Source organism: Nocardioides albidus, from assembly GCF_006335005.1.
GTDB classification, from domain to species: Bacteria; Actinomycetota; Actinomycetes; order Propionibacteriales; family Nocardioidaceae; genus Nocardioides; species Nocardioides albidus.
In genome coordinates, this window is record NZ_VDMP01000026.1 from 1 (window position 1) to 23,470 (window position 23,470).

Sequence of the window (23,470 nt, forward strand, 5' to 3'; positions counted from 1 at the left end):
CTCGCCGCACCCGTGACCACCGAACCCGGCGCATGCGGCGGAACCAACCCACCCGCCGGGGCACCGTTGTACGACGACGACGGTGTCGCCACCGGTGCGGCGTGTCTGACCCCCGGCTGTGGGCACGACGGACGCGACCCCCGCGACGCCGGTGCCCGGCTGTGGGACGCGCTGGTCGACGCCTGCGACCGGCTCACCGCCAGCGACGACCTGCCCCGCGACCACGGCACCCAACCCCGGGTGATCGTGCTCATCGACCAGGAATCACTCAAGCAGCAGATCATCGACGCCGGACTCGCCCGCAACGGCCACACCCCCACCGGTGCCCGGTTCTCCGCCACCACGGTCCGGCGGATGGCGTGTGACGCGGAGATCATCCCCGCCGTCCTCGGCGCCCACGGACAGGTCCTCGACGTCGGCCGCACCCAACGCCTCGTGACGGCCGCGATCTGGATGGCACTGGTCATCCGGGACCGGCACTGCGCGTTCCCCGGCTGCACCCGGATGCCCCTGGCCTGCGACGCCCACCACATCACCCACTGGGCCGCCGGCGGCCCCACCAGCCTCGACAACCTGATCATGCTCTGCCGCCACCACCACGTACTACTCCACCAAACCCCCTGGATCGTCCACATCGACCCCGACACCCGACAACCCGTCTGGACCCCACCACCCTGCCGCACCCGCGACGACTACCACGCCGCCGGCATGACCTACGGACGCGCACGACCACCCAGCCCCTCACCACCCCACGCCGCCTGACGTGACGGGGGCGGTGACAGGGGCGGTGACAGGGGCTCGAGGCGACAGTCACGACCTCTGCGCTGATTCGGGTGGCCCGTCGTACCGCCCTAGACTCAGCGCCCGTGGCACTCACCATCGGCATCGTCGGTCTCCCCAACGCGGGCAAGTCGACGCTCTTCAACGCGCTGACCAAGAACGACGTCCTCGCGGCGAACTACCCGTTCGCCACCATCGAGCCCAACGTGGGCGTGGTGGGGGTGCCCGACCCGCGCCTGGCCAAGCTCGCCGAGATCTTCGGCTCCGAGCGGATCCTGCCGGCGACGGTGGAGTTCGTCGACATCGCCGGCATCGTCCGCGGCGCCTCGCAGGGGGAGGGCCTGGGCAACAAGTTCCTCGCCCACATCCGCGAGTCCGCCGCGATCTGCCAGGTGACCCGGGTCTTCCGCGACGAAGACGTCACCCACGTCGACGGTGAGGTCAACCCCGGCAACGACATCTCCACCATCCAGACCGAGCTGATCCTTGCCGACCTCGAGACGGTCGAGCGGTCCGTCGTACGGCTCGAGAAGGAGGCGCGCAAGGTCAAGGAGCTCGCAGCCAACCTCGAGGCCGCCAAGGAGGCGAAGGAGGCGCTCGAGGCGGGTACGCCGATCATCGCCACCTCCATCGACCGCGCCCTGCTGCGCGAGCTCTCCCTGCTCACCGCGAAGCCGTTCATCTACGTCTTCAACTGCGACGCCGACGAGCTCCACGACGACTCGCTCAAGGAGAAGATGCGCGAGCTCGTCGCCCCCGCCGAGGCGATCTTCCTCGACGCGAAGTTCGAGTCCGAGCTGATCGAGCTCGACGACGAGGAGGCCGCTGAGTTCCTCGCCGAGGCCGGCGTCACCGAGCCCGGCCTCGAGGTGCTGGCCCGCGTCGGCTTCGACACCCTCGGCCTGCAGACCTACCTCACCGCCGGCCCCAAGGAGTCCCGCGCCTGGACGATCCCCAAGGGCGCCACCGCCCCTGAGGCCGCCGGCGTGATCCACACCGACTTCCAGAAGGGCTTCATCAAGGCCGAGGTCGTCTCCTTCGACGACCTCGTCGCCGCCGGATCGATGGCCAAGGCCAAGGAGGCCGGCAAGGTCCGGATGGAGGGCAAGGACTACGTCATGTCCGACGGCGACGTGGTGGAGTTCCGGTTTAACGTCTAGCTCGTGTCCTGCATGAGCAATTGATGGCACCCAATCCGGTGGGGAGTTGGCCTCCCTCTCGAAGTCCGATGTGCGTTGGTCGCGTGACAGCCCGGGAACGCGCGTTCGACTACCGTGAGCCGCGTGGACGACCTAGCCTTCTTCGACCTTGAGGGCGAAACCTTGACGGCCAGCCAACTCGCGTTCTTGGCGGCACTCCGGTCAAGGCTGAACGACCGTCTTCGCCCCTACTGTGGCGAGTTGACCGAGGACAGTCTGCTGCTTGTCCTGGACGTTGATGCGCCCGACACTGCACTTGTCTCCGTGGGTCTCGAGTTGCGCCGTGGCAGGCTCCAGGGAGACCGGATAAGCGTCCACGATCGCTCATTTCCGACCAGCCCAACAGTTGATGGTTTCCTGATGGAGGGTGCCCCGGACGAGTTGGCCGCCACGGGAGCGGCTCTACTGGAGCGGTTTGCCAATCGACCGATCGTCAGGCACGAGTGGCTGCATCGGGGCAAGGTCTATGCGGACTGCTATCTCTTCGAGGATTCAGGCGAACGGCTGTCGCAGATGTACCGCGGAGACTGGGCGCCGCGAGGGCAGGAGAGGCGCCTGATCACGGAAGGGTTCGTACACGGAAAGGGATGGGTTCAGACTCGGGGCCTCGGAGAGCCTGATCGCGTCGTGCACGTTCGCGGCGAGCGGTGACTTTGTCGATACGCCGAAGGGGCCGCTGATGCCTTTCTGCAACGCAAAGCGGTGGAGTTCCGCTTCAACGTGTGAGTCGGTGCGCTTGTCCAGGTCGGAGGTGGTGGGAGCCTCCCAGGTCGCACGGAGTCGGAATGAGTTTCAGTGACGCGGGCTCGATCGGCTTGTCTTGAAGCGAGCGTCTCAGCACTCAGTGCAATTGATGAAGCCAGTTGATGCAACGAGGGCTGTCGTGCTCGACCGCATCTGGGGCGGCGCGGTTGGTTCCGTCGTGTGATCGTCGCTCCACATGACAGACCTGCTCCTGCGCCTGGCGTCGACGATCACGGTTCTGACCTCGGCGGCGTCTGGTTTCGCGAAAGCCCCACGCGACGGAGTCGGCCCGGGCTAGCCTGCCGACCTCAGGAGCGGGGGGAGCCAGCAGACTGGGAGTTGAGCGATGAGCTTGTTCGACGGTAGGCGCCTCGCTGCGGTCGCGACCATGACGGCGGGTCTGGTCTTGGGCGCTGCCCCCGCACACGCGTGGTACGTCGACGTCACCATCAACGGTGCCGGTCGGGTCTACGAGACCACCGATGCGAACGAGATCGACGAGCACTGCCCGCAGTATCCGGAGGAGGGCTTCTCGAGCCCCGCCGTCACCCCGACGGGCGTCCTGGGTGCGTCCTGCCGCGCGGGCGACGCCGGCGGTGACTACGGACACGGGTGGGTGGTCCGCTATGTCGCGGAAGCCGCTCCCGGCTACCGCTTCGCCGGATGGCGCTCGGCCGGTGAGAGCGAGACGTCCGTGAAGTGCGACGGATCCAACGGGTCACCCAACTACTCGGGGGTCGCCTGTCAGTTCGCGACCTTCGAGAACCTGCACACGCAGGCCGTCTTCGTCGACGACACCGCTCCGGCCATGGGCTCGCTCGCCGGGCCCATCACACAGGTCAACGGCGCCGCGTCGTTCTCGTTCGATGCGGCGCCCGATCCGACGCTCTCGCATTTCCAGTGCCGCCTGGTGGCGGGGGGCGAGGCTCAGATCCATGACTGGAACTCGTGCTCCTCGGGTCATCAGGAGGACCCGGCCGTGGCAGGGACCGAGGGCAGCTACAAGCTCTACGTTCGCGCCGTCGACCGGTCCGGAAACGTCTCGACCCCGTCGGCGGTGACATGGGTGGTCGACAAGATCAAGCCCGAAACGACCCTTGTCTCCGGACCGGTCGGCCCGACGGCAAGCACGTCGGCGACCTTCAGCTTCTCGGGGAGCGTCGACGTTGCCAGCTACGTCTGCACCCTCGACAACGTTCTCCTGGCCGGCTGTCAGTCGCCGATGTCCTTCAACCTCGGCCAGGGAGGCCACACGTTCACTGTCGCGGCCCGCGACGACGCCGGCAACGTGGACGCCTCACCCTTGATCCGCAGCTGGACCGTTGACACCATCGCCCCCGACACGACGATCACGAGCGGCCCCGGTGAGGGCTCCGTCCTCCCGAGCCGGTCGGCGAGCTTCGGGTTCAGCGGAACTGAAGCCGGGACGTTCGAGTGCCAGCTCGACGGTGCTGGCTGGTCGTCGTGCGAGCCCCCGCGGTCGTTCAACGACCTGAGCGAGGGGGCGCATACCCTGCAGGTGCAGGTGCGGGCGCGGGATGCGGCGGGGAACCTCGACGCTTCGCCGGCGACGCGGAGTTGGACGGTCGACGTACCGATTCCCGCTCTGCCTCCCGCCTCGGCGTCGGTCGCGATGGCCGTCCATGCGAAGTTCCGCCACCACGTCTCCGGAGGTCGGACGACGGTTCGCACGCTGAAGCTGACCGGTCTGCCGGCCGGCGCGAGCGTGACCGTGTCCTGTGCCAGCAAGCGCAAGGGCTGTGCCTTCGCGTCGAAGACGCTGCAGCCGGGTGGTGCCGCGGTAAGGCTGACCAAACTCTTCAAGGGTGGTGCTCTGTCTCCAGGGGCCGTGATCCAGATTCGGATCACGGCGGCGGGTTACACGCCGGATGTGTTCCGCTACAAGACCCGGAAGGGGTCGAAGCCGCCGACTGGCGGCGAGGTCACGTAACGCACGCTCGCTACTGGCGAGGGTGATGTGGGCGTCGGCGACGGCCTCCAGGCCGACCCCGCCTATCGCCTCGTCCGCCCGCATCGACAAGACGCCGTGGGAGCGTGTGGTGATGCGGAGTCGCGCCCGTCCGTCCGGGCGTACTGGCGGCCGTTCACCCGCGCCGCGCCGGAAGTGGGCAGGACTCGTGGAGGTTCAGTGTGGGCAGCCGCCGCGACCGGTCCGCGTCAGTGGTGCAGGAGCCCGGATCCGCGGTGATGTCCGCCGCGCCCGGTCAGCACCGACGCGATCATAACGAGGATGGCGGAGCAGGCGATCGCCACGATCCAGCGGACCCAGTCGACGCCGTTGCTGCCGTCGCCACCGAAGGCGGCGTAGACGAACCAGCCCAGGATCACGCCGCCGATGCCGCACAGCACCGTCAGCCACAGGGGGATGTTGTCCTTGTCGCCGGGTGCGACCAGCTTTCCGAGCAGGCCGATGACGATGCCCGCCACGATGACGCCGATGATCTCCATGACTGTGCCTTCCTTCGCGGATCCGTGCGGTCCGGTCGACCTGAGGTACCCGCTCCGCGGCGCCCGAGTCCGGGGGCAGAGCCCGGGTCGTCGCTCAGTCGCCGCACGACCCCTGGGAACACGTCGCGGCTAGAGTCGCGATCGTGGCCGTGACCCTCGCCGAGCTCGTCGTCGCCGATCCGCCCGAGGCCTGGCGGCAGGCGGGGTTCACCGTGGACGACGACGGGACCTGTCGCGTCGGGACGGTGCGGATCCGACTGGCCGGACGGGGCCGGGGCGAGGGGATCGTGCGCTGGGCTCTGGCCGGCGTGCCCGACGACATCACCGACCTCGACGGGGTGCCCACCACGACGTCGACCGCCGGACCCGCCGAGCCTGCCCACCATCCGAACGGGATCACCCACCTCGACCACGTCGTCCTCCTCTCGCCCGACCTGGCCCGGACCACGAGGGCGTTGGAGGCCGTCGGGCTCGAGGTGCGCCGCCGGCGCGACGGGGAGCTCGGCGGGAGACCGATGACGCAGGTCTTCCTCCGGCTCGGCCCGGTGATCCTCGAGGTGGTCGGCTCCCCGGACGCCGCGAACGAGGGGCCGTCGAGCCTGTGGGGGCTGACCCACACGGTGGCGGACATCGACGCGGCGGCGGCGCTGCTGGGGGAGCGGACCTCGCCGGTCAAGGACGCCGTCCAGCCGGGTCGGCGGATCACGACGCTCCGGCACCGCGGCCTCGGGATGTCGGTGCGCACAGCCCTGATCTCCCCGCACGTCCGCGTCTCCTGACCGAGAATGGCGCGATGAGATCACGCATCGGGGCAGTGATGGGCCTCCTCGCGCTGACGGGCGGTCTCGCGCTCGCCGGGTGCGGGAACGACGAGCAGGACCACGGCGGACGGACCGGTGCGACCGGCACTGCGAGCGCGACCACGACCACGACCGAGAGCACCGCACCCCCGAGCCAGGCGCCCTGGCAGACCCTGGACGGACCACTGCGCCGGTGCGGACCGCAGCCGGCCGACGGCGCCACCGCCGGCTTCCGGCCCACCACGCTGAAGGACCCCGAGGTCGGACGGATCGTGGCGGTGACCGCCGGCACCGGACCGACGGTGGCGGTCCTGCTGCACCAGACCGACGGCAACGGCCTGTGCGGCTGGCTGCCGTACGCCGCCGACCTGGTCTCCGAGCCGGGCGTGCAGGTGCTGGCCATCGACCTGTGCCGGTACGGCGAGTCGGCCTGTCGTGGCGACCGCACGGGCCCGCACCAGGTGGATGCGGTCTCCGTCGCGGTGCGTGAGGCGCGGGCGCGCCTGGGCGCGACCCGCGTGGTCGTCGTGGGTGCGTCGATGGGCGGCAGCGTCGCTCTGATGGCCGCGGCCACCACCGACGGCATCGACGCGGCCGTCGACCTCTCCGGACCGCTCGACTGGGACGGCCTGGCCGAGGTCGTCGACGGCGGCCGCGCGCTGCGGGTGCCGGTTCTCGTCGCCGTCGCCGACGACGAGGGGGACGACGAGGTCGCCGGATCGCGCGCCATCGTGGACCAGGCGCCGGAGGGCAGCCGGTTCGAGCCGGCGGCCACCGGGCACGGCTACGTCCTGGTCGAGGACCGCGACGCCGAGCCGACGTCGCTGGGTCGCGTGGTGATGGACTGGATCCGCGGCTGAGGTGAATCCGAGCTGAGGACCGTCAACCGCGCCGCTGCAGGACGACCCAGCCCAGGGCCACCCCGAACCCGGCGACGATGGGCCCGATGACGGAGAACGTCTCGGAGGTCGTGTCGCCGATGACTCCCCACGACAGCAGCGTCCAGTAGCCGCCGACGGCGACGAGGACCAGCGCGGGAGGCAGGCCCAGCAGCAGCCTCTGCCAGCGCGGTCGTGCCCCGTAGCGGTCCTGGTCCACGCCCGCACCCTACGTCGCCCGGTCCTTGGAGCGGCGTCCAACCCGGCTTGGACCGACCCACATGGTCAGGGCCGTGTGACGGATGCCACCCTCGGACCGGGCCACCCGTTGTGGCGCTGCATGGGGGCAGCGCCGGCCTCGGACGAACGGGAGACGTTCCGCGATGGCGAACGATCACACGACCGACCTCACGACCGGGCTCACGGCCCGGGGCACCCCGCCGGGCGGCCGCCTCAGCCGACGCTCCTTCGTCGGCTACGTCATGGGCGGGACCGGACTCGTCGTCGCCGCCGACCTGGCGCTCGGCGCGGCCCCGGCGCAGGCGGCGGGACTGCCGATCCCGTCGGTCCCGCAGATCCCCGAGATCTACGACCTCAACGACTTCCTCACCCACTGCACGATGCCGACGTCGGGCCTCATCGCGATCCACATCGACGAGCAGGGCGACGCCCACTTCGCGCTCCCGCGCATGGAGGTGGGGCAGGGCATCACGACGTCGACCGCGATGATCATCGCCGAGGAGCTCGACCTGCCCGTGGACCGGGTGCACGTGACGCTCGCGCCGGCCCGCAAGGAGCTGCTGTGGAACCAGCTCACCGGCGGTTCCAACACGACCATCTCGACGTACACCCCGATCCGGGTGGCGGCGGCCGTCGCCCGCAAGGCGCTCCTCGACGCCGCCGCGATCCAGCTCGGCGCGCTCGTGACCACGCTGACGGTCAAGGGCGGCGTCATCCTCGACCAGCTCGGCAACTCCCTGTCGTACGGCGACGCCGCGGCCCTGGCGGCGCCGCCGACCACCCAGAAGGTCCGGGTCGACCTCAAGACGGCGGGCGAGCACACGATCGTCGGTACGCCGCAGCGCCGGGTCGACGCCCGGGACGCGGTGACCGGACGCAAGCAGTTCGCGATGGATCTCGACATCCCGGGCGCCCTGCCGACCATGGTCTGCCGTGCGCCCGACCTCAACGGCACCGCCAAGGAGATCCTCAACCAGGCCGCCGTCGAGGCGATGCCCGGTGTCACGCACGTCGCGATCATCCCGACCGGTGTCGCGGTCCGCGCGAAGACCTTCGGACAGTGCATCGACGCCGTGCGGGCCCTCGACGTGGTGTGGAACAGCGGGACGGTCGCCGGCAAGTCGTCGGCCGACATCCTCAAGGAGCTGCGGGCCGCCCAGCTGCCGCTGGCGGTGCCGGCGCTCGGCGCGACCACCGTCGAGGGCGAGTTCGTCTTCCACTTCCGCAGCGGCTCGGCGCTCGAGCCGAACTGCGCGGTCGCCGACGTCCGCGACGGGTCCGCCACGATCTGGGGCGGGCTGAAGTCGCCCATCGACGTCCAGTCCAAGGTCGCGAAGGCGCTGGGCGTGGCCCAGGACAAGGTCACCGTCAACGTCGTGCAGGGCGGCGGCTCCTTCGGCCGCAAGCTGTTCAGCGACGCCGCGATCGAGGCCGCCCGCGCGTCGAAGGCCTTCGGGGCACCGGTGAAGCTGATGTGGCACCGGGCCGACGAGCCCCGCCAGGGCCGGGTGCACCCGATGGCGGTCTCGCGGATCCGCGCGACCGTGCTGCTGGGCAGCGTCGCGACCTTCGAGCAGCGGCACACCTCGGTGTCGACCGACTTCACCCACGGGCTGGGGGAGCGCCTGACCGCCGAGGTGGCGGCCCTGCCGCCCGGGCTCGCCAACCTCGGCTTCTCCGAGAGCATCTTCACGCTCACCCAGGAGCTGCCCTACAACTTCGGCGTCGTCACCCAGCTGCTCAACGAGTCCGACCGCGACTTCGAGCGCTTCAACACCAGCTCGGTGCGCAACATCTACTCACCCGACGTCCGCACCGCCAACGAGCTGATCGTCGACCAGCTCGCCGCCAAGCTCAAGCTGGACCCGCTGGAGTTCCGGCTGCGCTACCTCAGGAGCGGCCTCGTCAAGCGGGTCCTCAAGCGTGCGGCGGAGCTGGGGCAGTGGGGCAAGGCGATGCAGCCCGGTACGGCGCAGGGGATCGCGATCCACAAGGAGTACAAGGGCGCGACGGCCGTCATCGTCGAGATCGACTGCCGGCCGGAGACGGTGAGCCGCAAGGTGCGCGACGCGGTGACCGGACCCCGCGTCACGAAGGCCACGGTGGTCGTCGACTGTGGCCTGGCGATCAACCCGCTCGGAGTCCAGGCCCAGATGATGGGCGGCTTCTCCGACGGGATGGCCCAGGCGCTGACCTACAGCAACCACCTGGTCGACGGCCGCTTCCTCGAGGCCAGCTGGGACAACTCGGCGTACACCCGGCAGTGGACCACGCCCTTCGAGTTCCATTGCGAGGTGATGGACTCCGACAGCGAGGAGCCGGGCGGCATCGGCGAGGCAGGGGTGGCGGCGTCGATGGCGGCGGTCGCCTGCGCCTACGCGCGGGCCACGGGCACGATGCCGACCGAGTTCCCGATCAACTTCCACGCGCCGCTGCACTTCGAGCCGAAGCCGTTCGTCCCGTCCGTCCCCGAGTCGCCGACCAACGGCCTCGACTACGTCTCCTGAGGTGACCCCGATGCCTTCGCACACCTTCAAGCTCAACGGCGAGACCGTCACCGTCGACGTCGAGGACGACGTCCGCATCCTGTGGGTCCTGCGCGACGTCCTCGGTGTCACCGGCCCGAAGTACGGCTGCGGGATCAACGTCTGCAAGGCCTGCACGTCGCACATCAACGGCAAGGCCTTCAACCCGTGCGCCGTGCCGGTCGCGGCGATCGGCCCCGACGACGAGATCACCACGATCGAGGGCCTGGCGGACACCACGCCCGGCGACGACCTGCACCCGATGCAGGAGGCCTGGCTGGAGTACGACGTCGCCCAGTGCGGCTACTGCCAGCCGGGCCAGATCATGGCGGCCGTCGCGCTGGTCGACCGGGTCCGCGCGGAGAACCGCGCGATCACCGAGGACGACCTCGACTCGATCCGCAACGTGTGCCGCTGCGGCACCTACCCGCGCATCCGCGAGGCCATCCGCGCCGGCGCCCAGGGCATGTAGCCGCCTCGCTCCCGGTCAGGGCGCGCGTACGGCGCGGACCGCGACGAGCAGCTCGACGACGTCCTCGAACCGGTGCAGGTCCGCACCGGTCTTGAGCGCGATCCGCTCCAGGCGGTAGTAGACGGTGTTGACGTGCACGTGCAGCGCTCGCGCGGCCTCCTTGGCGTTGAGGTCGTGGGTGACGTAGGCCTCCAGCGAGTCGGCGTACACCCCGTCCGCGGCGAGGTCGTCGGCGAAGAAGCCGAGGATCTCCGGGCGGACCAGCTTGCGCACCGTCGGGTCCGGCCGCCGCACGAGATAGCTCAGCGGCGAGATCGCGTCGAAGGCGAGGAGGCCCGCGCGCCCCTCGAGGGTGTCGTGCGCGAGCAGCGCCTCGCGATAGGCGTCGGGGGCGGCGCCGTGCCCGCTGTGCGGGAGGCTCACGCCGATGACGGCGTCGAGGCCCGTCGCGGCGAGCTCCTTGGCCACCCGCGGCACGTCCGCGTCCAGCGGGACCAGGCCGACCAGCTCGTGGTGGCGGACGACGAACATCCCGGGGGCGTGGGCCGCGAAGCCCGGCCGCGCGGCCGGGCCGGGGGTGGCCACGATGGCGACGAAGGCAGCGTCGACGCCGCCCAGGCCGGCATGCGCGAGCGTCGTCCGGTGCTGATCGAGCAGCGGCTGGCCGTCGAGGAGGCGCTCGAGGGTGTCGCGCTGGGAGCGCTCGAGGTCGGCGATGCGGTACTGCTGCGCGTGGTGGTACGCCGCCGCGGCGGCCGAGCTGCCGACCTCGACCGTGCGCATCACATGACTGACCAGGGTCAGCAGGACGGCGTCGCGCTCGGCCCCCTCGGCGGGATAGTCCTGCAGGGTCTCCCACATGGTCAGCTGCCCGATCCGGAACGCCTTGAGGAAGTCCGCCAGCGGTACGCCGACCTCCACCCGCTTGTGCGCGTGCCCGGTCGTCTCCGGGAAGTCGGCGAGGTCGGGGTCGCGCCCCTCGCGGACCGTCCGCGCGAACACCCCGAAGACCTGGCGGCAGTGCGCGGTGACCTCCTCCTCGAGACCGCTCGTGCGGTAGGCGGGGACCGCCTGCCAGATGGCGCGGGTGGCCGCGACGGACAGGTCGTCGAGCCGGGCCTCGAACCACTCGGCGAGGCGGAGCCGGTCGAACTCCGGGGTCGCCCGAAGCGGGGGAGCGGATGGGTCGGGGAGCACCTCTCGACACTAGACCGGGAAGGCTGGTCCCGCGTTGGTGCCGCCCGTGCCGGGATGCGGCGCGAGCGCCGGTCAGGCCTCGGCGGTCGCCTTGATCCCGGCCAGCGTCTGCCGCATCCCGTCGCGCAGCGACGCCGTGAACGCGTCCGTCCCGCCGAGGAACTCCTCGGTGTAGTCGCGGGAGAGGTCGGAGATGCCGTCCGGGGCGCTCCGGCGCTGGGTGAGCAGGGTGCCGCCCGCGTCGGACGGGGCGAGGTGGAGGGACCACACCGTCCAGTTCTCCTCGACCCGGAACGCGACCTCGCGCTCCGGCTCGAACCGCACGATCCGGGCATGGGTCGTCCACTCCAGCTCGCCGTGCCGGTTGCGGTTGGTGAACGCGACGCCCTCGCCGGGCTCGGCGCCGTCCTTGATCCGGGTGGAGGTGACCTGGGGACTCCACTCGGCCATCCGGCGTACGTCGCTGACGATCGCCCACACGGCGGCGGGCGGGGCGTCGATCCGGATCGAGTCCTCGAGCTGCTGGTCCATACCGACGGACAGTAGTCCTCGATCGTCCCGGTGCCCCACCGCGTGGAACCGGCTCGCCAGGAGGGGCCCGGGAGGCGGATACTCGCGCCCATGCCGTCGACCAGCCAGCTCGCCGCCTTCGCGATCGCCTCGTTCCTGTTCATCCAGGTCCCGGGACCGAGCCTGCTGTTCACCATCGGTCGCGCCCTCACCGTCGGCCGCCGTGACGCGCTGCTGTCGGTGGTGGGCAACGCGCTGGGCCTCATCGCCCAGGTCGTGCTGGTCGCTGTCGGGCTCGGTGCGGTGGTCGCCGCCTCGGCGACGGCGTTCCTGCTGCTCAAGCTGGCGGGGGCGGCGTACGTCGTCCATCTCGGTGTCCGCGCGATCCTCCACCGGGCCGACGCCCGCGCCGCGCTCGAGGCGGTCGGCGTCGGTGCCGCCGCGCCCACGGGCAGTCCCCTCGCGTCGGTGCGGACCGGCTTCGTGGTCGGCGCGACCAACCCGAAGACGATCGTCTTCTTCGTCGCGTTCCTCCCGCAGTTCATCGACGCCGCCGCTCCGGCGGCTCCGCAGCTCGTGCTGCTCGGCGTGCTGTTCGGCGCGATGGCCGTGTGCTCGGATGCGTGCTGGGCGCTGGTGGCCGCTCGCGCCCGGGACTGGTTCGCCCGCAAGCCGAAGCGGCTCGACTCGCTCGGCGCCGCGGGTGGCGTGATGATGGTCGGACTCGGCCTGACCCTCGCCACGGCCGAGAGCCACTAGCCCACCCCGTGCGCGGCGCGTAACGACGGCGCCGCGGGCATCGTTTCCTCGGTGTGAAGCGCGTCACGCTGCCCCTTCTCGCCCTGTCGACGACGATCGCGTCCGCTCTGGCCGGGACCCTGATCGCTCCGGGAGGCGCCGCCGCGGCGACCGACCCGTTCACCACGACCACGCTGCACTTCAAGGTGCTCGTCGGTCCGGGCGGCGACCAGGTGTGCGACGTCGTCGGCGACGTCTACGTGCCGCAGGGTGCGAGCAGCGGCCAGCCGGTGCCGGCGGTGCTGACCACGAACGGGTTCGGCGGCTCCAAGGACGACCAGGCGGCCGCGGCGGGTGCCCTCGCCACCCGCGGCTACGCGGTCCTGTCCTACTCGGGCCTCGGCTTCGGCGGATCCGGCTGCAGGATCACCCTCGACGACCCCGACTTCGACGGCAGGGCTGCCAGCCAGCTGGTCAGCTATCTCGGCGGGGCGGGCGGGATCGCCTTCCTCGACGCCGGCCACACTCAGCCCGCTCCGGTGCAGACCGCGATCCGCCTCGACGGACCGAACGACCCTCGGGTCGGCACCTTCGGCGGCTCGTACGGCGGCGGCTTCCAGTTCGCGGTCGCCTCGATCGACCCGCGCGTGGACGCCCTCGTCCCGCTCATCACCTGGAACGACCTCAGCTACAGCCTCGACCCCAACAACACCGCCCAGACCACCGGCGTCTCCACCGACGTGCCCGGGGCGGCCAAGCTGATGTGGGCGGCCGGCTTCTCCGTCGAGGGCGTGACCGCGGACCTGCAGAACCAGCAGGTGCCACCGGACCTCGTGCCCTGCCCCAACTTCGCCGACTTCGTCTGTCCGGCTCTGATCTCGGCCGCGGCGACCGGCTACCTCTCGCCGGCGGACGTGGCTCAGCTGCGGCGCCGATCGGTGGCCTCCTTCGTGCCGCGGATCAAGGCCCCCACGCTGCTGATCCAGGGGGAGCGGGACACGCTCTTCAACCTCAACGAGGCCGTCGCGACCTACCGCGCCCTCCAGCAGCAGGGCACCGAGACCAAGATGATCTGGCAGCTCGGCGGCCACTCTGGAGCGGCCGCACCGGGCGAGGTCGACTGGGCCGACCCCGCCTCGGGCTACATCAGCGGGCGGGTCCTCGCCTGGTTCGAGCGCTATCTGAAGGGCCGCCCCTCGGTCGGCACCGGACCGGAGTTCGCCTACTTCCGCGACTGGACGTCCTACACCGGCAACGCCGCGCCGGCGTACGGCACCGCGGCGAGCTATCCCGTCGGGGCGCCGCGCACCTGGCGGCTGTCCGGCGCCGGCGACCTGGTCACCGGTACGACGCCCGCCGCCGGCGGCGCGCAGTCGTTCCTGACCCCGGCGGCGGGCCTCCCGACCCGCCTCGACGAGATGGACGTCTTCGGCAGCGTGCTCGGCCCGGTCGTCTCCCTCGTCGACGACCTCCCCGGCACCTTCGCGACGTGGACGACACCCGCGCTGACGGCCCCGCTGCGGGTCGTCGGCTCGCCGAGTGTCCGGCTCCAGGTCAGCGCGCCCACGGCGGCGGTCTCCCAGCTGCTGGGACCGGCGGGCGAGCTCGTGCTCTTCGTGAAGGTCGCCGACGTCGCGCCCGACGGCACCGCCCGGCTGATCAACGGACTCGAGGCGCCGGTGCGGATCCCCGACGTGACGCGTCCCTTCACGGTCCAGCTGCCCGGGATCGTGCACGAGTTCGCCCCCGGGCACCGGCTGCGGCTGGTGGTGTCCGGCGGCTCGATCAACTACCGCGGCGGTGTGCTGGCGACGCCCGTCACGATCGCGTCCGGCGCCGGCCAGACGCTCACCCTGCCGGTGGTTCCCTGATCAACTGATCCATCACCCGGCGCAGTGCCTGGACCACCCGCTGGACCGATCGGCGTCGCAGCGTCTCCGGCCGAGCGAGGACGTCGATCGTGCGGCTCGTGCTGAGGCCGTGCAGCGGGCGGAGGACGACGTCGTACGGGTGGGAGGACGTGTAGCGGGGCAGCAGGCCGATGCCCGATCCGGCGGCGACGAGCGCGGCGACCGCGCCGTAGTCGTTGACCCGGTGCACCACCTCCGCGCTGCGCCGCGTCAGCGCGGACACGGCGGTGAGGACGTCGTCGGGGGAGTAGCCGACCCGGCTGGTCACCCACCGCTCACCGACCACGTCGCGCGGACGCAGCCGGCTGCGCGACGCCAGCCGGTGCCCGGCCGGGAGCGCGACGTCGAGCGGCTCGCGGGCCAGGGTGACGACATGCAGGTCGTCGGTGGGCCACGGCGGACTGTGCTCCATACGGTGGGCGAGCACGAGGTCGTACTGCGCGGTGAGGGCCGGGAAGTCGCGCTGGGCGACGTCCTCGTCGGTCAGCCGCAGGTCCGGCCCGTCGGTGCCCAGCTCGCGCAACAGCGGTCCGAACAGCGCCTGGCCGGCGCTGTGGAAGCTGCTCAGCGTCACCGTCCCGCCCGGCTCGTCCTCGAAGCGCTCGACGGCCCCGCGGGCGGCGGCCATCGCGTCGATGACGTCGGCGCCCGCCCGGGCCAGGACGCGGCCGGCATCGGTCAGGACGAGGGTGCGTCCCTCGCGCCGGGTGAGCGGGGTGCCGAACTGCCGCTGCAGCGCTGCCAGGTGCTGCGAGACCGCGGACGGTGAGACGTGCAGCGCCTCCGCGACGGCGGTGACGCTCCCGAGCGCGCCGAGCTCGCGCAGGATCGTCAGCTGGTGGACCTCCACGCCCCGCAGCCTACGATGAAGTGATCGCTTAACCCACGTTGCAGCAACTGGCCGTTGCTCTGAACGGTCCTGGGCGCTGCAATGGACCCATGAAGGCCCTCCACAAGCCCGAGCCCGGACCCGGGCTCGCGCTCGTCGACAGACCGGACCCGACGTGCGGTCCGGCGGAGGTCGTGATCCGGGTGCTCCGCACGGGCATCTGCGGCACCGACCTGCACATCCTGCGCTGGGACGACTGGGCCGCCGGCGCGGTCGCCACCCCGCTCGTCCCCGGACACGAGTTCTACGGCGAGGTGGTCGAGGTCGGCCCGCTCGTCCACGACATCGCCGTCGGCGACCGGGTCTCCGGCGAGGGGCACATCGTGTGCGGCACCTGCCGCAACTGTCGCGCCGGGCGCCGCCAGATGTGCATCCGCACCGTCAGTGTCGGCGTGCAGCGCGACGGCGCCTTCGCGGAGTACCTCAGCCTCCCGGCCAGCAACGTCTGGGTCCACCACCCCGACGTCGACCCCGACCTCGGCGCGATCTTCGACCCGCTCGGCAACGCCGTGCACACCGCGCTCGCCTTCCCCCTGGTCGGCGAGGACGTCCTCGTGACCGGCTGCGGCCCGATCGGGCTGATGGCGATCGCGGTCGCCCGCCATGTCGGCGCTCGGTACGTCGTCGGCACCGACGTGAGTCCCGCTCGGCTCGAGCTGGCGAAGGGGATGGGCGCGGACGCGGTCGTCGACGTGTCGAGCAGCTCGGTGGGCGACGTCCAGCGGGAGCTGGGGATGCGCGAGGGGTTCGACGTCGGGTTCGAGATGAGCGGTGCCCCCTCTGCGCTGCCGCAGCTCATCGACAACATGAACCACGGCGGGCGGATCGCGATGCTCGGGCTGCCGAGCGCGCCGTTCGCGATCGACTGGGGGAAGGTCGTCACCCACATGCTGACCCTCAAGGGGATCTACGGGCGCGAGATGTTCGAGACCTGGAACGCCATGGGCGCGATGCTGCAGACGAGCAGCACGCTGCGCGCGGCGATCGGCTCGGTCATCTCCGACCGGCTGCCCGCCCGCGACTGGGAGCGGGGATTCGAGATCGCGGCGTCCGCCGGGGTCGGCAAGGTCGTGCTGGACTGGACGGAGCTGTGATGTACGGAGACTTCAGGGACCACCTCGCCGCCGAGCTCGACGGGATCGAGAAGGCCGGCCTGACCAAGCGCGAGCGCGGCATCCGCGGCCCGCAGAGTGCTGAGATCGTGGCCGACGGCGCGGAGGTGCTCAACTTCTGCGCCAACAACTACCTCGGCCTCGCCGACGACCCGCGCCTGCTCGAGGCGGCGCACGAGGCCCTCGACACGTGGGGCTACGGACTGGCCAGCGTGCGCTTCATCTGCGGCACCCAGGAGCAGCACCTCGAGCTCGAGCGCCGGATCTCGGACTTCCTCGGCACCGAGGACACGATCCTCTACTCGTCGTGCTTCGACGCCAACGGCGGCGTCTTCGAGACCCTCTTCGGGCCGGAGGACGCGATCATCTCCGACGCCCTCAACCACGCCTCGATCATCGACGGCATCCGGCTCTCCAAGGCGCGTCGCCTGCGCTACGCCAACCGCGACCTGGCCGACCTCGAGGCCCAGCTGCAGTCCGCCGCCGACGCACGCTTCCGGGTCGTCGTCACCGACGGCGTGTTCTCCATGGACGGCTACATCGCGCCCCTGCGGGAGATCTGCGATCTCGCCGACCGGTACGACGCCCTGGTGCTGGTCGACGACTCGCACGCGGTCGGCTTCATCGGAGCCGGCGGCCGGGGCACCCCGGAGCTGTGCGGGGTCGCCGACCGGGTCGACATCTACACCGGCACCTTCGGCAAGGCGCTGGGCGGGGCGTCGGGCGGCTACGTCTCCTCGCACCGCGAGATCGTCGCGCTCCTGCGCCAGCGCTCGCGGCCCTACCTGTTCTCCAACACCCTCGCCCCCTCGATCGTCGCCGGGACGCTCCGTGCCCTCGACCTGGTCGAGGGCTCCGGCGACCTGCGCCAGCGCCTGCAGGCCAACGCCGCGCTCTTCCGTGACCTGATGGCCGCCGAGGGCTTCGACCTGCTGCCCGGGGAGCACCCGATCGTCCCGGTCATGTTCGGTGACGCCGCGCTCACCGCGCGGGTGGCCGAGGAGATGCAGCGGCACGGCGTCTACGTGACGGCCTTCAGCTTCCCCGTCGTCCCGCGCGGCCAGGCGCGGATCCGGGTCCAGCTCTCGGCCGCCCACACCGAGGACCAGGTCCGCCGGTGCGTGGCCGCGTTCGTCGCAGGACGGCACGCCGCGACCGCGTGACGGGGAGAAAGTCGTTCTCAAGTTGATCTGACAGGAAGATTTCCTGTTGAATAGGTCTCATGACGGACGTTCTTTCTCTCGCTGACCGTAGTGACACCCGCACCGACGCTGTCGTGGCGCATCCTGCCTGGCGCGCGCTGAAGGATGCCGTCGAGCTGATCCGCACGTGGCAGCGGCCGGACGGCTCGATCGACTTCGCCGCCGACGTGGCGCCGGCCTACCAGGTCGCGGCCGACGCGGTGGGCCGGGTCGCCGACGCCGTCGAGCAGCTCTCCCCGCTCGTGCCGCACGACGCGGCGTACCACCGCGCCGTCGTCGCGGACCTCCGCAGCTGGGTCGACGGCGGCTTCGGCGTGCCGGACTTCCTCGACTCCCTGCTGGCCTTCGAGCCGGCGCGCGAGAGGATCGACGGGCGGCAGCACCTCGTCGTGTTCCCGATGTACACCCAGAACGGCAACCCCGACCGCAACCTCGAGGCGGTCGTCTTCCGGATGGTGTGGCCCGAGTGGCTCGCCGACCTCGAGGCCACCCGCTACGACAACCCGCTCTTCTGCGGCATCACCTTCGAGGACTTCACCAGCGGCTACGACACCAACTCGGCGGTGCTCTTCCCCGAGACCGTCGCGGTCCGCGAGGTCCCCGAGCGGTTCAGCTGGGGCGCCATCTTCTGCGACCGCGAGGCCGCCCGCTTCCGCCGGGTCAGCCAGGCCGCCGTCGACGTGCTCGGTGTCGAGCTCCCCGACGAGGTCCGCGGCCTGATGGACGACCAGCAGCGCAGCCAGGACGCGTTCGTGCTCTGGGACATGGTCCACGACCGCACCCACAGCCACGGCGACCTGCCCTTCGACCCGTTCATGATCAAGCAGCGCCAGCCGTTCTGGATGTACGGCCTCGAGGAGCTGCGCTGCGACCTCACCGCGTTCAAGGCGGCCGTGGAGCTCGAGGCGGAGGGTGTCGCGCAGGCCAAGGACGTGCAGCACGCGATCCTGCTCGACCGCATGTTCCGCTTCCCGGTCACCGGCGAGCGCAGCCGCAACTACGACGGCCTCGGCGGCCAGCTCCTCTTCGCCTACCTCCACCAGCACGACGCGCTGCGCTGGACCGACAACAAGCTCCGCATCGACTGGGACCGCGCGCCCGAGGTCACCAACGCGCTGTGCGCCGAGATCGAGCAGCTCTACCGCGACGGCATCGACCGCCCCAAGCTCGTGCACTGGCAGGCGGCCTACGACCTGGTCAGCCGCTACCTCTCGCCGCACCCGGCGTCCAAGTGGGCCCGCGGCGCCGAGGCGCTCGACCTGACCAAGCAGCCGCGCCAGCTGGTCGACGACGTCCTGGCCGACGAGTTCCCGCTCAGCATGTTCTTCGAGGCGCTGGCCAAGAAGCTCAAGAACGTGATCGCCGAGACCCGCGGCATCACCGCCGCGGCATGACCGGGACGCTCGCGGGCCGCGTCGTCGCCGTCACCGGCGCGGGTGGTCCGGCCGGTCGCGCCGTCGTACGCCGCCTCGCGGAGGGCGGCGCCACCGTCGCTGCCGCCGACGCCGACCAGGCCCGTCTCGACGAGGCCGTCGCCGCGGTAGGGGCCGAAGGACGGATGGTCGACCTGCTCGACGCCGACGCCACCCGGGACTGGATCGACGACGTCGTCGCCCGCCACGGCCGCCTCGATGGGGTCGTCCACCTCGTCGGCGGCTGGCGCGGCGGCAAGGGCCTGACCGCCGAGGCGCTCGAGCACTGGGCGGTGCTCGAGCCGCTCCTGGTCCGCACGCTGCAGCACACGTCGTTGGCTGCGCAGTCGGCGCTGGTCGAGTCCGGTGGCCGGTTCGTGGTGGTCAGTGCGGCCGGCGCCGGCGCCCCGACCGCCGGCAATGCGGCGTACGCCGCCGCGAAGGCCGCCGCCGAGGCCTGGACCCTCGCGCTCGCGCACGCCTTCGGTCGGGCCGGTGCGGACGCGGCGGCTACGATCCTGGTCGTCAAGGCTCTGCTCGACGACGCGATGCGTGACGCCCGCCCGGACGCCGCCTTCGACGGCTACACCCACGTCGACGACCTGGCCGCGACGATCACCGGCCTGTGGGACCGGCCCACTGCCGAGCTGAACGGAGAGCGCCTGTGGCTGACGCCGCAACCCTGAACCCGGCGAGCACCGCCGCCCGGCGGCGCCACGACCCCGCGGCCCGCCAGTTCGCCAGCGACAACTACGCCGGGGTGCACCCGGAGGTGCTCGCCGCGATCGCCCTGGCCAACGAGGGCCACCAGGTCTCCTACGGCGAGGACGTCTACACCGAGCACCTCCAGGTGCTGATGGCCGACCTGTTCGGTCCGGGGGTCGAGGCCTTCCCGGTCTTCAACGGAACCGGCGCCAACGTGGTCGGCCTCCAGGCGCTCACCGACCGGTGGGGCGCGGTGATCTGCGCCGCCACCGCGCACATCAACGTCGACGAGGGCGGCGCCCCCGAGCGGATGGGCGGCCTGAAGCTGCACACGGTCGCGACCCCCGACGGCAAGCTCACCCCCGAGCTCGTCGACAGGCACGCCTGGGGCTTCGACGACGAGCACCGCGCCATGCCGCAGGTCGTCTCCATCACCCAGTCCACCGAGCTCGGCACCCTCTACACGCCCGACGAGGTCCGCGCGCTCGCCGACCACGCCCACGGCCTCGGGATGCGCCTGCACCTGGACGGTGCCCGGCTGGCCAACGCGGCCGCCGCTCTCGCCGTACCGGTCCGTGCCTTCACCGCCGACGCCGGCGTCGACGTGCTGTCCTTCGGCGCCACCAAGAACGGCGCTCTCGGCGGCGAGGCGGTCGTGGTGCTGAACCCGGACGGCGTCACCCACCTCAAGCACCTGCGCAAGCTGTCGATGCAGCTGGCCAGCAAGATGCGCTTCGTGTCCGTGCAGTTCGAGGCGCTGCTGGCCGACGGTCTCTGGCTGCGGCTCGCCGGGCACGCCAACGCGATGGCCCAGCGGCTCGCCGCCGGCGCGCGCGAGGTCGACGGCGTCGAGATCCTCTACCCGGTGCAGGCCAACGGCGTCTTCGCCCGGCTCCCGCACGACGTCAGCCGCCGGCTGATGGAGCGCCACCGCTTCTACTTCTGGGACGAGGCCGCCGGCGACGTGCGCTGGATGTGCTCCTTCGACACCACCGAGGACGACGTCGACGCCTTCCTCGCCGCCCTGCGCGAGGAGATGGGCCGGGCCTGATCTCGGGCCTGATCCCGGGTCTCGTTCCGGCCCGGTCAGCTCGGCAGGTCCGCGCGGCGCATGCCGAACACCCAGCGCCGGCGCGGGTGCTCGCTGACCGACCACAGGCACTCGGTCTCCGGCCACCACACCAGGTCCTCGGGTCCGGGCGGGGTCGCCCACCGGTGCTCGCGAAAGGCGCCCGGTCGGCCGACGTACATCGATCCCGGCTTGCGCCGCCCGCGCGAGCGGGTGACGTAGTAGGTGCCGTCGACCGCCGCGACGCCCTGCATCCGCGGCACGCCCCGGTCGTCGACCTCGGCGATCGACCGGCCGTCCTCGGCATGTCGGGGCAGACCGCTGTCGGGGTCGAGGACGAAGCGCGCCACCCGGCGGGTCTGCCTCGCGGTGCCGTACTCGCCGACGACGAGCGCCGCCTCGCCGTGGCTGCGGTCGAGGGTCAGGAACGAGTAGCGCAGGCGCTCCACCCCCTCGTCGTGCCCGCTCTGCTGGGTGAACCGGACCGGCAGCAGGTAGCGGTGCCCGAAGGTGTGGAACGCCGAGCCCGCAGGCACGCGCATCACGTCGCCGACATGAGCGCTGTGGATCCCCGCGCCGGTCGCGGCGACATGGAGGAAGTCGCCGTGCCACACGATGCCGCCCGCGTGGACCTTGAGGGGACGGAAGCCTGCGACCCCGTCGACCAGCGTCGGGACCACGAGCAGCACGTGTCCGTAGCGGCGACGCCGGAGGTCGACGATGCTCACCCGCGACCCGCCGTACTTGCGGGCGTACCACGACGTCACCAGCACGTCGTGCCCGTGCTGCTCGCGGAATCCGGTCCGCGCCGAGGTCGTGACGCCCTGCGGATACCAATTGGGGTCCCGGCGGTCGGCCGCCTCCCACGTCCATGCGCGGCTCACCTTCAGCCCCAGCATGCGGGGGAGCGGGGCGAAGGTACGTCGCATCCGCAACGGCAGGTCCGGCGCCATCGCGACGATCCCGACCCGACCGCCGCCGTCGGCTGCCAGCGTCGCGGCCAGGGCGTCGATCTCGTCACTGTTCTCCGCGGTACGGGTCAGGTGCAGTCCGGACACGGCCGCCACCGTAGCCGAACTCCTGGTGGCATCACCGGCCGATGCGGGGCGGGCTTCCCCTGTGCAGCCGACTCCTGAAGGCCAAGAGTGGTTACGTGCAGGACTACAACGCCCAAGCGATCGCGACCGCCGACCAGTTCGTGATCGCTGCCGAGGTCACGAACCGCGGCAATGACGCACTCGCGTACGCCCCCCGGACGCGAAAGAACTACGCCAGGAGAGCCGCCGTCATCGAGCCCGTCTTCGCCCAGATCAAGCACAACCGCAGCATCAACACGATCTCCCGACGAGGCCTGACCGCCGCGGACAGCGAGTGGAAGCTGATCTGCGGCACGCACAACCTGCTCAAGGTCGACCGAACCGCCTAGCGCAGGCCGGACCGTCTGGGCGGGCTGTGACCTCAAGAAGAAGCGTCCGTGGCCGTCTTGTCCGTGCGACAGCCTCTCCACAGGCGGGGTTCCGGTGTCGGGGTTTGTGTCGCACCCTCTTGGGACGATTCCGTCATGAATCTCGCAACCCAGCCCCAGGCGACAGCAACGCTGCTGTCGCGGATCGGGGAAGGGATCCGAGCCCGCAACGACCTCCTGATCGAGGAATGGTCCGCCATCACCGCCTGGGCCTCCGACCACATCGTCACCGGCCCCGAAGGTGTTGCCACGATCACCGAGGGCTACCTCGACACCGGCATCCCGATCGCAGGGGACGGCGCACCGTTGGTCTCCGAGTTCGCGTTGGTGGAGTTGGTCGCGGTCCTGGGTCGGTCACCGGATGGTGGGAAGGCGTATGTCGGGCGGGTGATCGAGTGCGCCTGGCGACTGCCCCACGTCTACGACGCCGTCATGGCGGGGAGGTTGGCGCCATGGCGGGCCGAACGGATCGCCGACCTCACCCGCGGCCTATCGGCCGAGGCAGCGGGATTCGTGGACCGGCAACTGTTCGACGCCACCGGCGTCGGGTGGGCCCAGCTCGAACGCCTCGTCGCCGAAGCCGTTTTGCGGTTCGACCCCGAGACGGCCGAAGCCCAACGCAAGGCCGCAGCCGACCGGCGGCACTTCGACATCGGCGAGGTCGACGAGCACGGACTGGTCCACCTCGACGCGCTGATGGATGCCGCGGACGGGCACGACCTCGACCAGGCCGTCGCCCGGCGAGCCGAGATCCTCGGCCGGCTCGGCGATGACTCGTCCCTCGATGTCCGGCGGTCGAAGGCCGCTGCCGAGATCGCCCGCGCCGATCTCGCGTTGGCTCTGCTGATCCCCGACCCCGACACCGGTGAGGTCGTCGCCACCGTGTCCGGTCGCAAGGTCGTGTTGACCGTCCACATCACCGACACCACCCTCACCGGGCAGAACCCGGTCGGGCGATGGGACGAGGGCCGTTGCCCGATCAGCTCAGCACAGATCCGGGAATGGCTGCGGTCGAAGGACACCACGATCGTCGTGCGCCCGGTGATCGACCTGGCCGACCACGTCCCCGTCGGCTCCTACGAGATCCCCGACCGCCACAAGACCAGAGTCGCACTGCGGGACCAGACCTGTCGGTTCCCGCACTGCACCCGCCC

23 protein-coding genes are annotated in these 23,470 nt (G+C 71.3%); 17 read left to right on the forward strand and 6 right to left on the reverse strand.

The window, feature by feature from the left end:
• The 4 genes from FHP29_RS15715 to FHP29_RS15730 all read left to right on the forward strand — a co-directional run.
• Positions 1-762, forward strand: a 762-nt coding sequence (locus tag FHP29_RS15715; RefSeq protein ID WP_205014174.1) for an HNH endonuclease signature motif containing protein, incomplete at its 5' end; no start/stop codon positions are given.
• Positions 763-866: 104 nt separating this feature from the next.
• Entirely contained in the window at positions 867-1,940 is a 1,074-nt protein-coding gene (gene ychF, locus FHP29_RS15720) for a redox-regulated ATPase YchF (protein WP_139623834.1), read from the forward strand.
• Positions 1,941-2,063: 123 nt separating this feature from the next.
• Entirely contained in the window at positions 2,064-2,630 is a 567-nt protein-coding gene (locus FHP29_RS15725; protein ID WP_139623835.1) for a hypothetical protein, read from the forward strand.
• Between the two features lie 439 nt (positions 2,631-3,069).
• Positions 3,070-4,674 (forward strand): Ig-like domain-containing protein, encoded by a 1,605-nt coding sequence (locus FHP29_RS15730; RefSeq protein ID WP_139623836.1) that lies wholly within the window; start codon positions 3,070-3,072, stop codon positions 4,672-4,674.
• Positions 4,675-4,901: 227 nt separating this feature from the next.
• Here the strand turns inward: FHP29_RS15730 and FHP29_RS15735 are convergent, their stop codons facing one another.
• Entirely contained in the window at positions 4,902-5,192 is a 291-nt protein-coding gene (locus tag FHP29_RS15735; RefSeq protein ID WP_139623837.1) for a GlsB/YeaQ/YmgE family stress response membrane protein, read from the reverse strand.
• A gap of 143 nt (positions 5,193-5,335) precedes the next feature.
• Here FHP29_RS15735 and FHP29_RS15740 point away from each other — a divergent pair, with 143 nt between their 5' ends.
• Together FHP29_RS15740 and FHP29_RS15745 are read left to right on the forward strand one after the other, a co-directional pair.
• Complete coding sequence (locus tag FHP29_RS15740; protein ID WP_139623838.1) at positions 5,336-5,971, forward strand: VOC family protein; 636 nt, start codon at positions 5,336-5,338, stop codon at positions 5,969-5,971.
• A gap of 14 nt (positions 5,972-5,985) precedes the next feature.
• Positions 5,986-6,852 carry an alpha/beta hydrolase family protein gene (locus FHP29_RS15745; protein ID WP_139623839.1) on the forward strand — a complete coding sequence of 289 codons (867 nt, stop codon included), beginning with the start codon at positions 5,986-5,988 and terminating at the stop codon, positions 6,850-6,852.
• Positions 6,853-6,874: 22 nt separating this feature from the next.
• Here the strand turns inward: FHP29_RS15745 and FHP29_RS15750 are convergent, their stop codons facing one another.
• Complete coding sequence (locus tag FHP29_RS15750) at positions 6,875-7,090, reverse strand: hypothetical protein (protein WP_139623840.1); 216 nt, start codon at positions 7,088-7,090, stop codon at positions 6,875-6,877.
• Between the two features lie 163 nt (positions 7,091-7,253).
• Between FHP29_RS15750 and FHP29_RS15755 the strand changes: the two genes are divergently transcribed.
• Both FHP29_RS15755 and FHP29_RS15760 read left to right on the forward strand, forming a co-directional pair.
• Complete coding sequence (locus tag FHP29_RS15755) at positions 7,254-9,617, forward strand: molybdopterin cofactor-binding domain-containing protein (RefSeq protein WP_139623841.1); 2,364 nt, start codon at positions 7,254-7,256, stop codon at positions 9,615-9,617.
• A 10-nt stretch (positions 9,618-9,627) separates the two neighbouring features.
• Positions 9,628-10,107 carry a (2Fe-2S)-binding protein gene (locus tag FHP29_RS15760; RefSeq protein WP_139623842.1) on the forward strand — a complete coding sequence of 160 codons (480 nt, stop codon included), beginning with the start codon at positions 9,628-9,630 and terminating at the stop codon, positions 10,105-10,107.
• A gap of 15 nt (positions 10,108-10,122) precedes the next feature.
• Here FHP29_RS15760 and FHP29_RS15765 read toward each other — a convergent pair whose 3' ends face one another.
• Both FHP29_RS15765 and FHP29_RS15770 read right to left on the reverse strand, forming a co-directional pair.
• Positions 10,123-11,304, reverse strand: coding sequence for a PucR family transcriptional regulator (locus FHP29_RS15765; RefSeq protein ID WP_139623843.1), 1,182 nt, complete (start codon positions 11,302-11,304; stop codon positions 10,123-10,125).
• A 72-nt stretch (positions 11,305-11,376) separates the two neighbouring features.
• The gene (locus FHP29_RS15770; protein WP_139623844.1) at positions 11,377-11,835 is read right to left on the reverse strand and encodes an SRPBCC family protein; all 459 of its coding nucleotides are present in this window, start codon (positions 11,833-11,835) and stop codon (positions 11,377-11,379) included.
• 90 nt (positions 11,836-11,925) lie between these two features.
• On the opposite strand from FHP29_RS15770, the gene FHP29_RS15775 reads away from it, so the two are divergent.
• Together FHP29_RS15775 and FHP29_RS15780 are read left to right on the forward strand one after the other, a co-directional pair.
• Complete coding sequence (locus FHP29_RS15775) at positions 11,926-12,573, forward strand: LysE family translocator (protein ID WP_139623845.1); 648 nt, start codon at positions 11,926-11,928, stop codon at positions 12,571-12,573.
• Between the two features lie 53 nt (positions 12,574-12,626).
• Complete coding sequence (locus FHP29_RS15780) at positions 12,627-14,423, forward strand: CocE/NonD family hydrolase (protein WP_205014176.1); 1,797 nt, start codon at positions 12,627-12,629, stop codon at positions 14,421-14,423.
• Here the strand turns inward: FHP29_RS15780 and FHP29_RS15785 are convergent.
• Entirely contained in the window at positions 14,401-15,312 is a 912-nt protein-coding gene (locus FHP29_RS15785; RefSeq protein WP_139623846.1) for a LysR family transcriptional regulator, read from the reverse strand. The two genes, FHP29_RS15780 and FHP29_RS15785, sit on opposite strands and share 23 nt — an antisense overlap.
• A gap of 89 nt (positions 15,313-15,401) precedes the next feature.
• Between FHP29_RS15785 and tdh the strand changes: the two genes are divergently transcribed.
• From tdh to FHP29_RS15810, 5 genes are all read left to right on the forward strand, one after another.
• Positions 15,402-16,445 (forward strand): L-threonine 3-dehydrogenase, encoded by a 1,044-nt coding sequence (gene tdh / locus FHP29_RS15790; RefSeq protein WP_139623847.1) that lies wholly within the window; start codon positions 15,402-15,404, stop codon positions 16,443-16,445.
• A complete protein-coding gene (locus FHP29_RS15795) occupies positions 16,445-17,626 on the forward strand; it encodes a glycine C-acetyltransferase (protein ID WP_139623848.1) in 1,182 nt (393 codons plus the stop codon). Before tdh ends, FHP29_RS15795 begins: the two co-directional genes overlap by 1 nt.
• A 113-nt stretch (positions 17,627-17,739) precedes the next feature.
• A complete protein-coding gene (locus tag FHP29_RS15800; protein ID WP_205014178.1) occupies positions 17,740-19,059 on the forward strand; it encodes a DUF6421 family protein in 1,320 nt (439 codons plus the stop codon).
• Complete coding sequence (locus tag FHP29_RS15805) at positions 19,056-19,763, forward strand: SDR family NAD(P)-dependent oxidoreductase (RefSeq protein ID WP_139623850.1); 708 nt, start codon at positions 19,056-19,058, stop codon at positions 19,761-19,763. The genes FHP29_RS15800 and FHP29_RS15805 overlap by 4 nt, the downstream gene beginning before the upstream one ends.
• On the forward strand, positions 19,742-20,833 hold the full coding sequence (locus FHP29_RS15810) for a threonine aldolase family protein (RefSeq protein ID WP_205014180.1): 1,092 nt from the start codon (positions 19,742-19,744) through the stop codon (positions 20,831-20,833). The genes FHP29_RS15805 and FHP29_RS15810 overlap by 22 nt, the downstream gene beginning before the upstream one ends.
• 35 nt (positions 20,834-20,868) lie before the next feature.
• Here FHP29_RS15810 and FHP29_RS15815 read toward each other — a convergent pair whose 3' ends face one another.
• Positions 20,869-21,909 carry a hypothetical protein gene (locus FHP29_RS15815; RefSeq protein WP_139623851.1) on the reverse strand — a complete coding sequence of 347 codons (1,041 nt, stop codon included), beginning with the start codon at positions 21,907-21,909 and terminating at the stop codon, positions 20,869-20,871.
• A gap of 95 nt (positions 21,910-22,004) precedes the next feature.
• Here FHP29_RS15815 and FHP29_RS15820 point away from each other — a divergent pair, with 95 nt between their 5' ends.
• Positions 22,005-22,277 (forward strand): transposase, encoded by a 273-nt coding sequence (locus FHP29_RS15820; RefSeq protein WP_158296593.1) that lies wholly within the window; start codon positions 22,005-22,007, stop codon positions 22,275-22,277.
• Positions 22,278-22,412: 135 nt separating this feature from the next.
• On the forward strand, positions 22,413-23,470 hold a 1,058-nt coding region (locus FHP29_RS21790; RefSeq protein WP_158296594.1), incomplete at its 3' end, for a DUF222 domain-containing protein.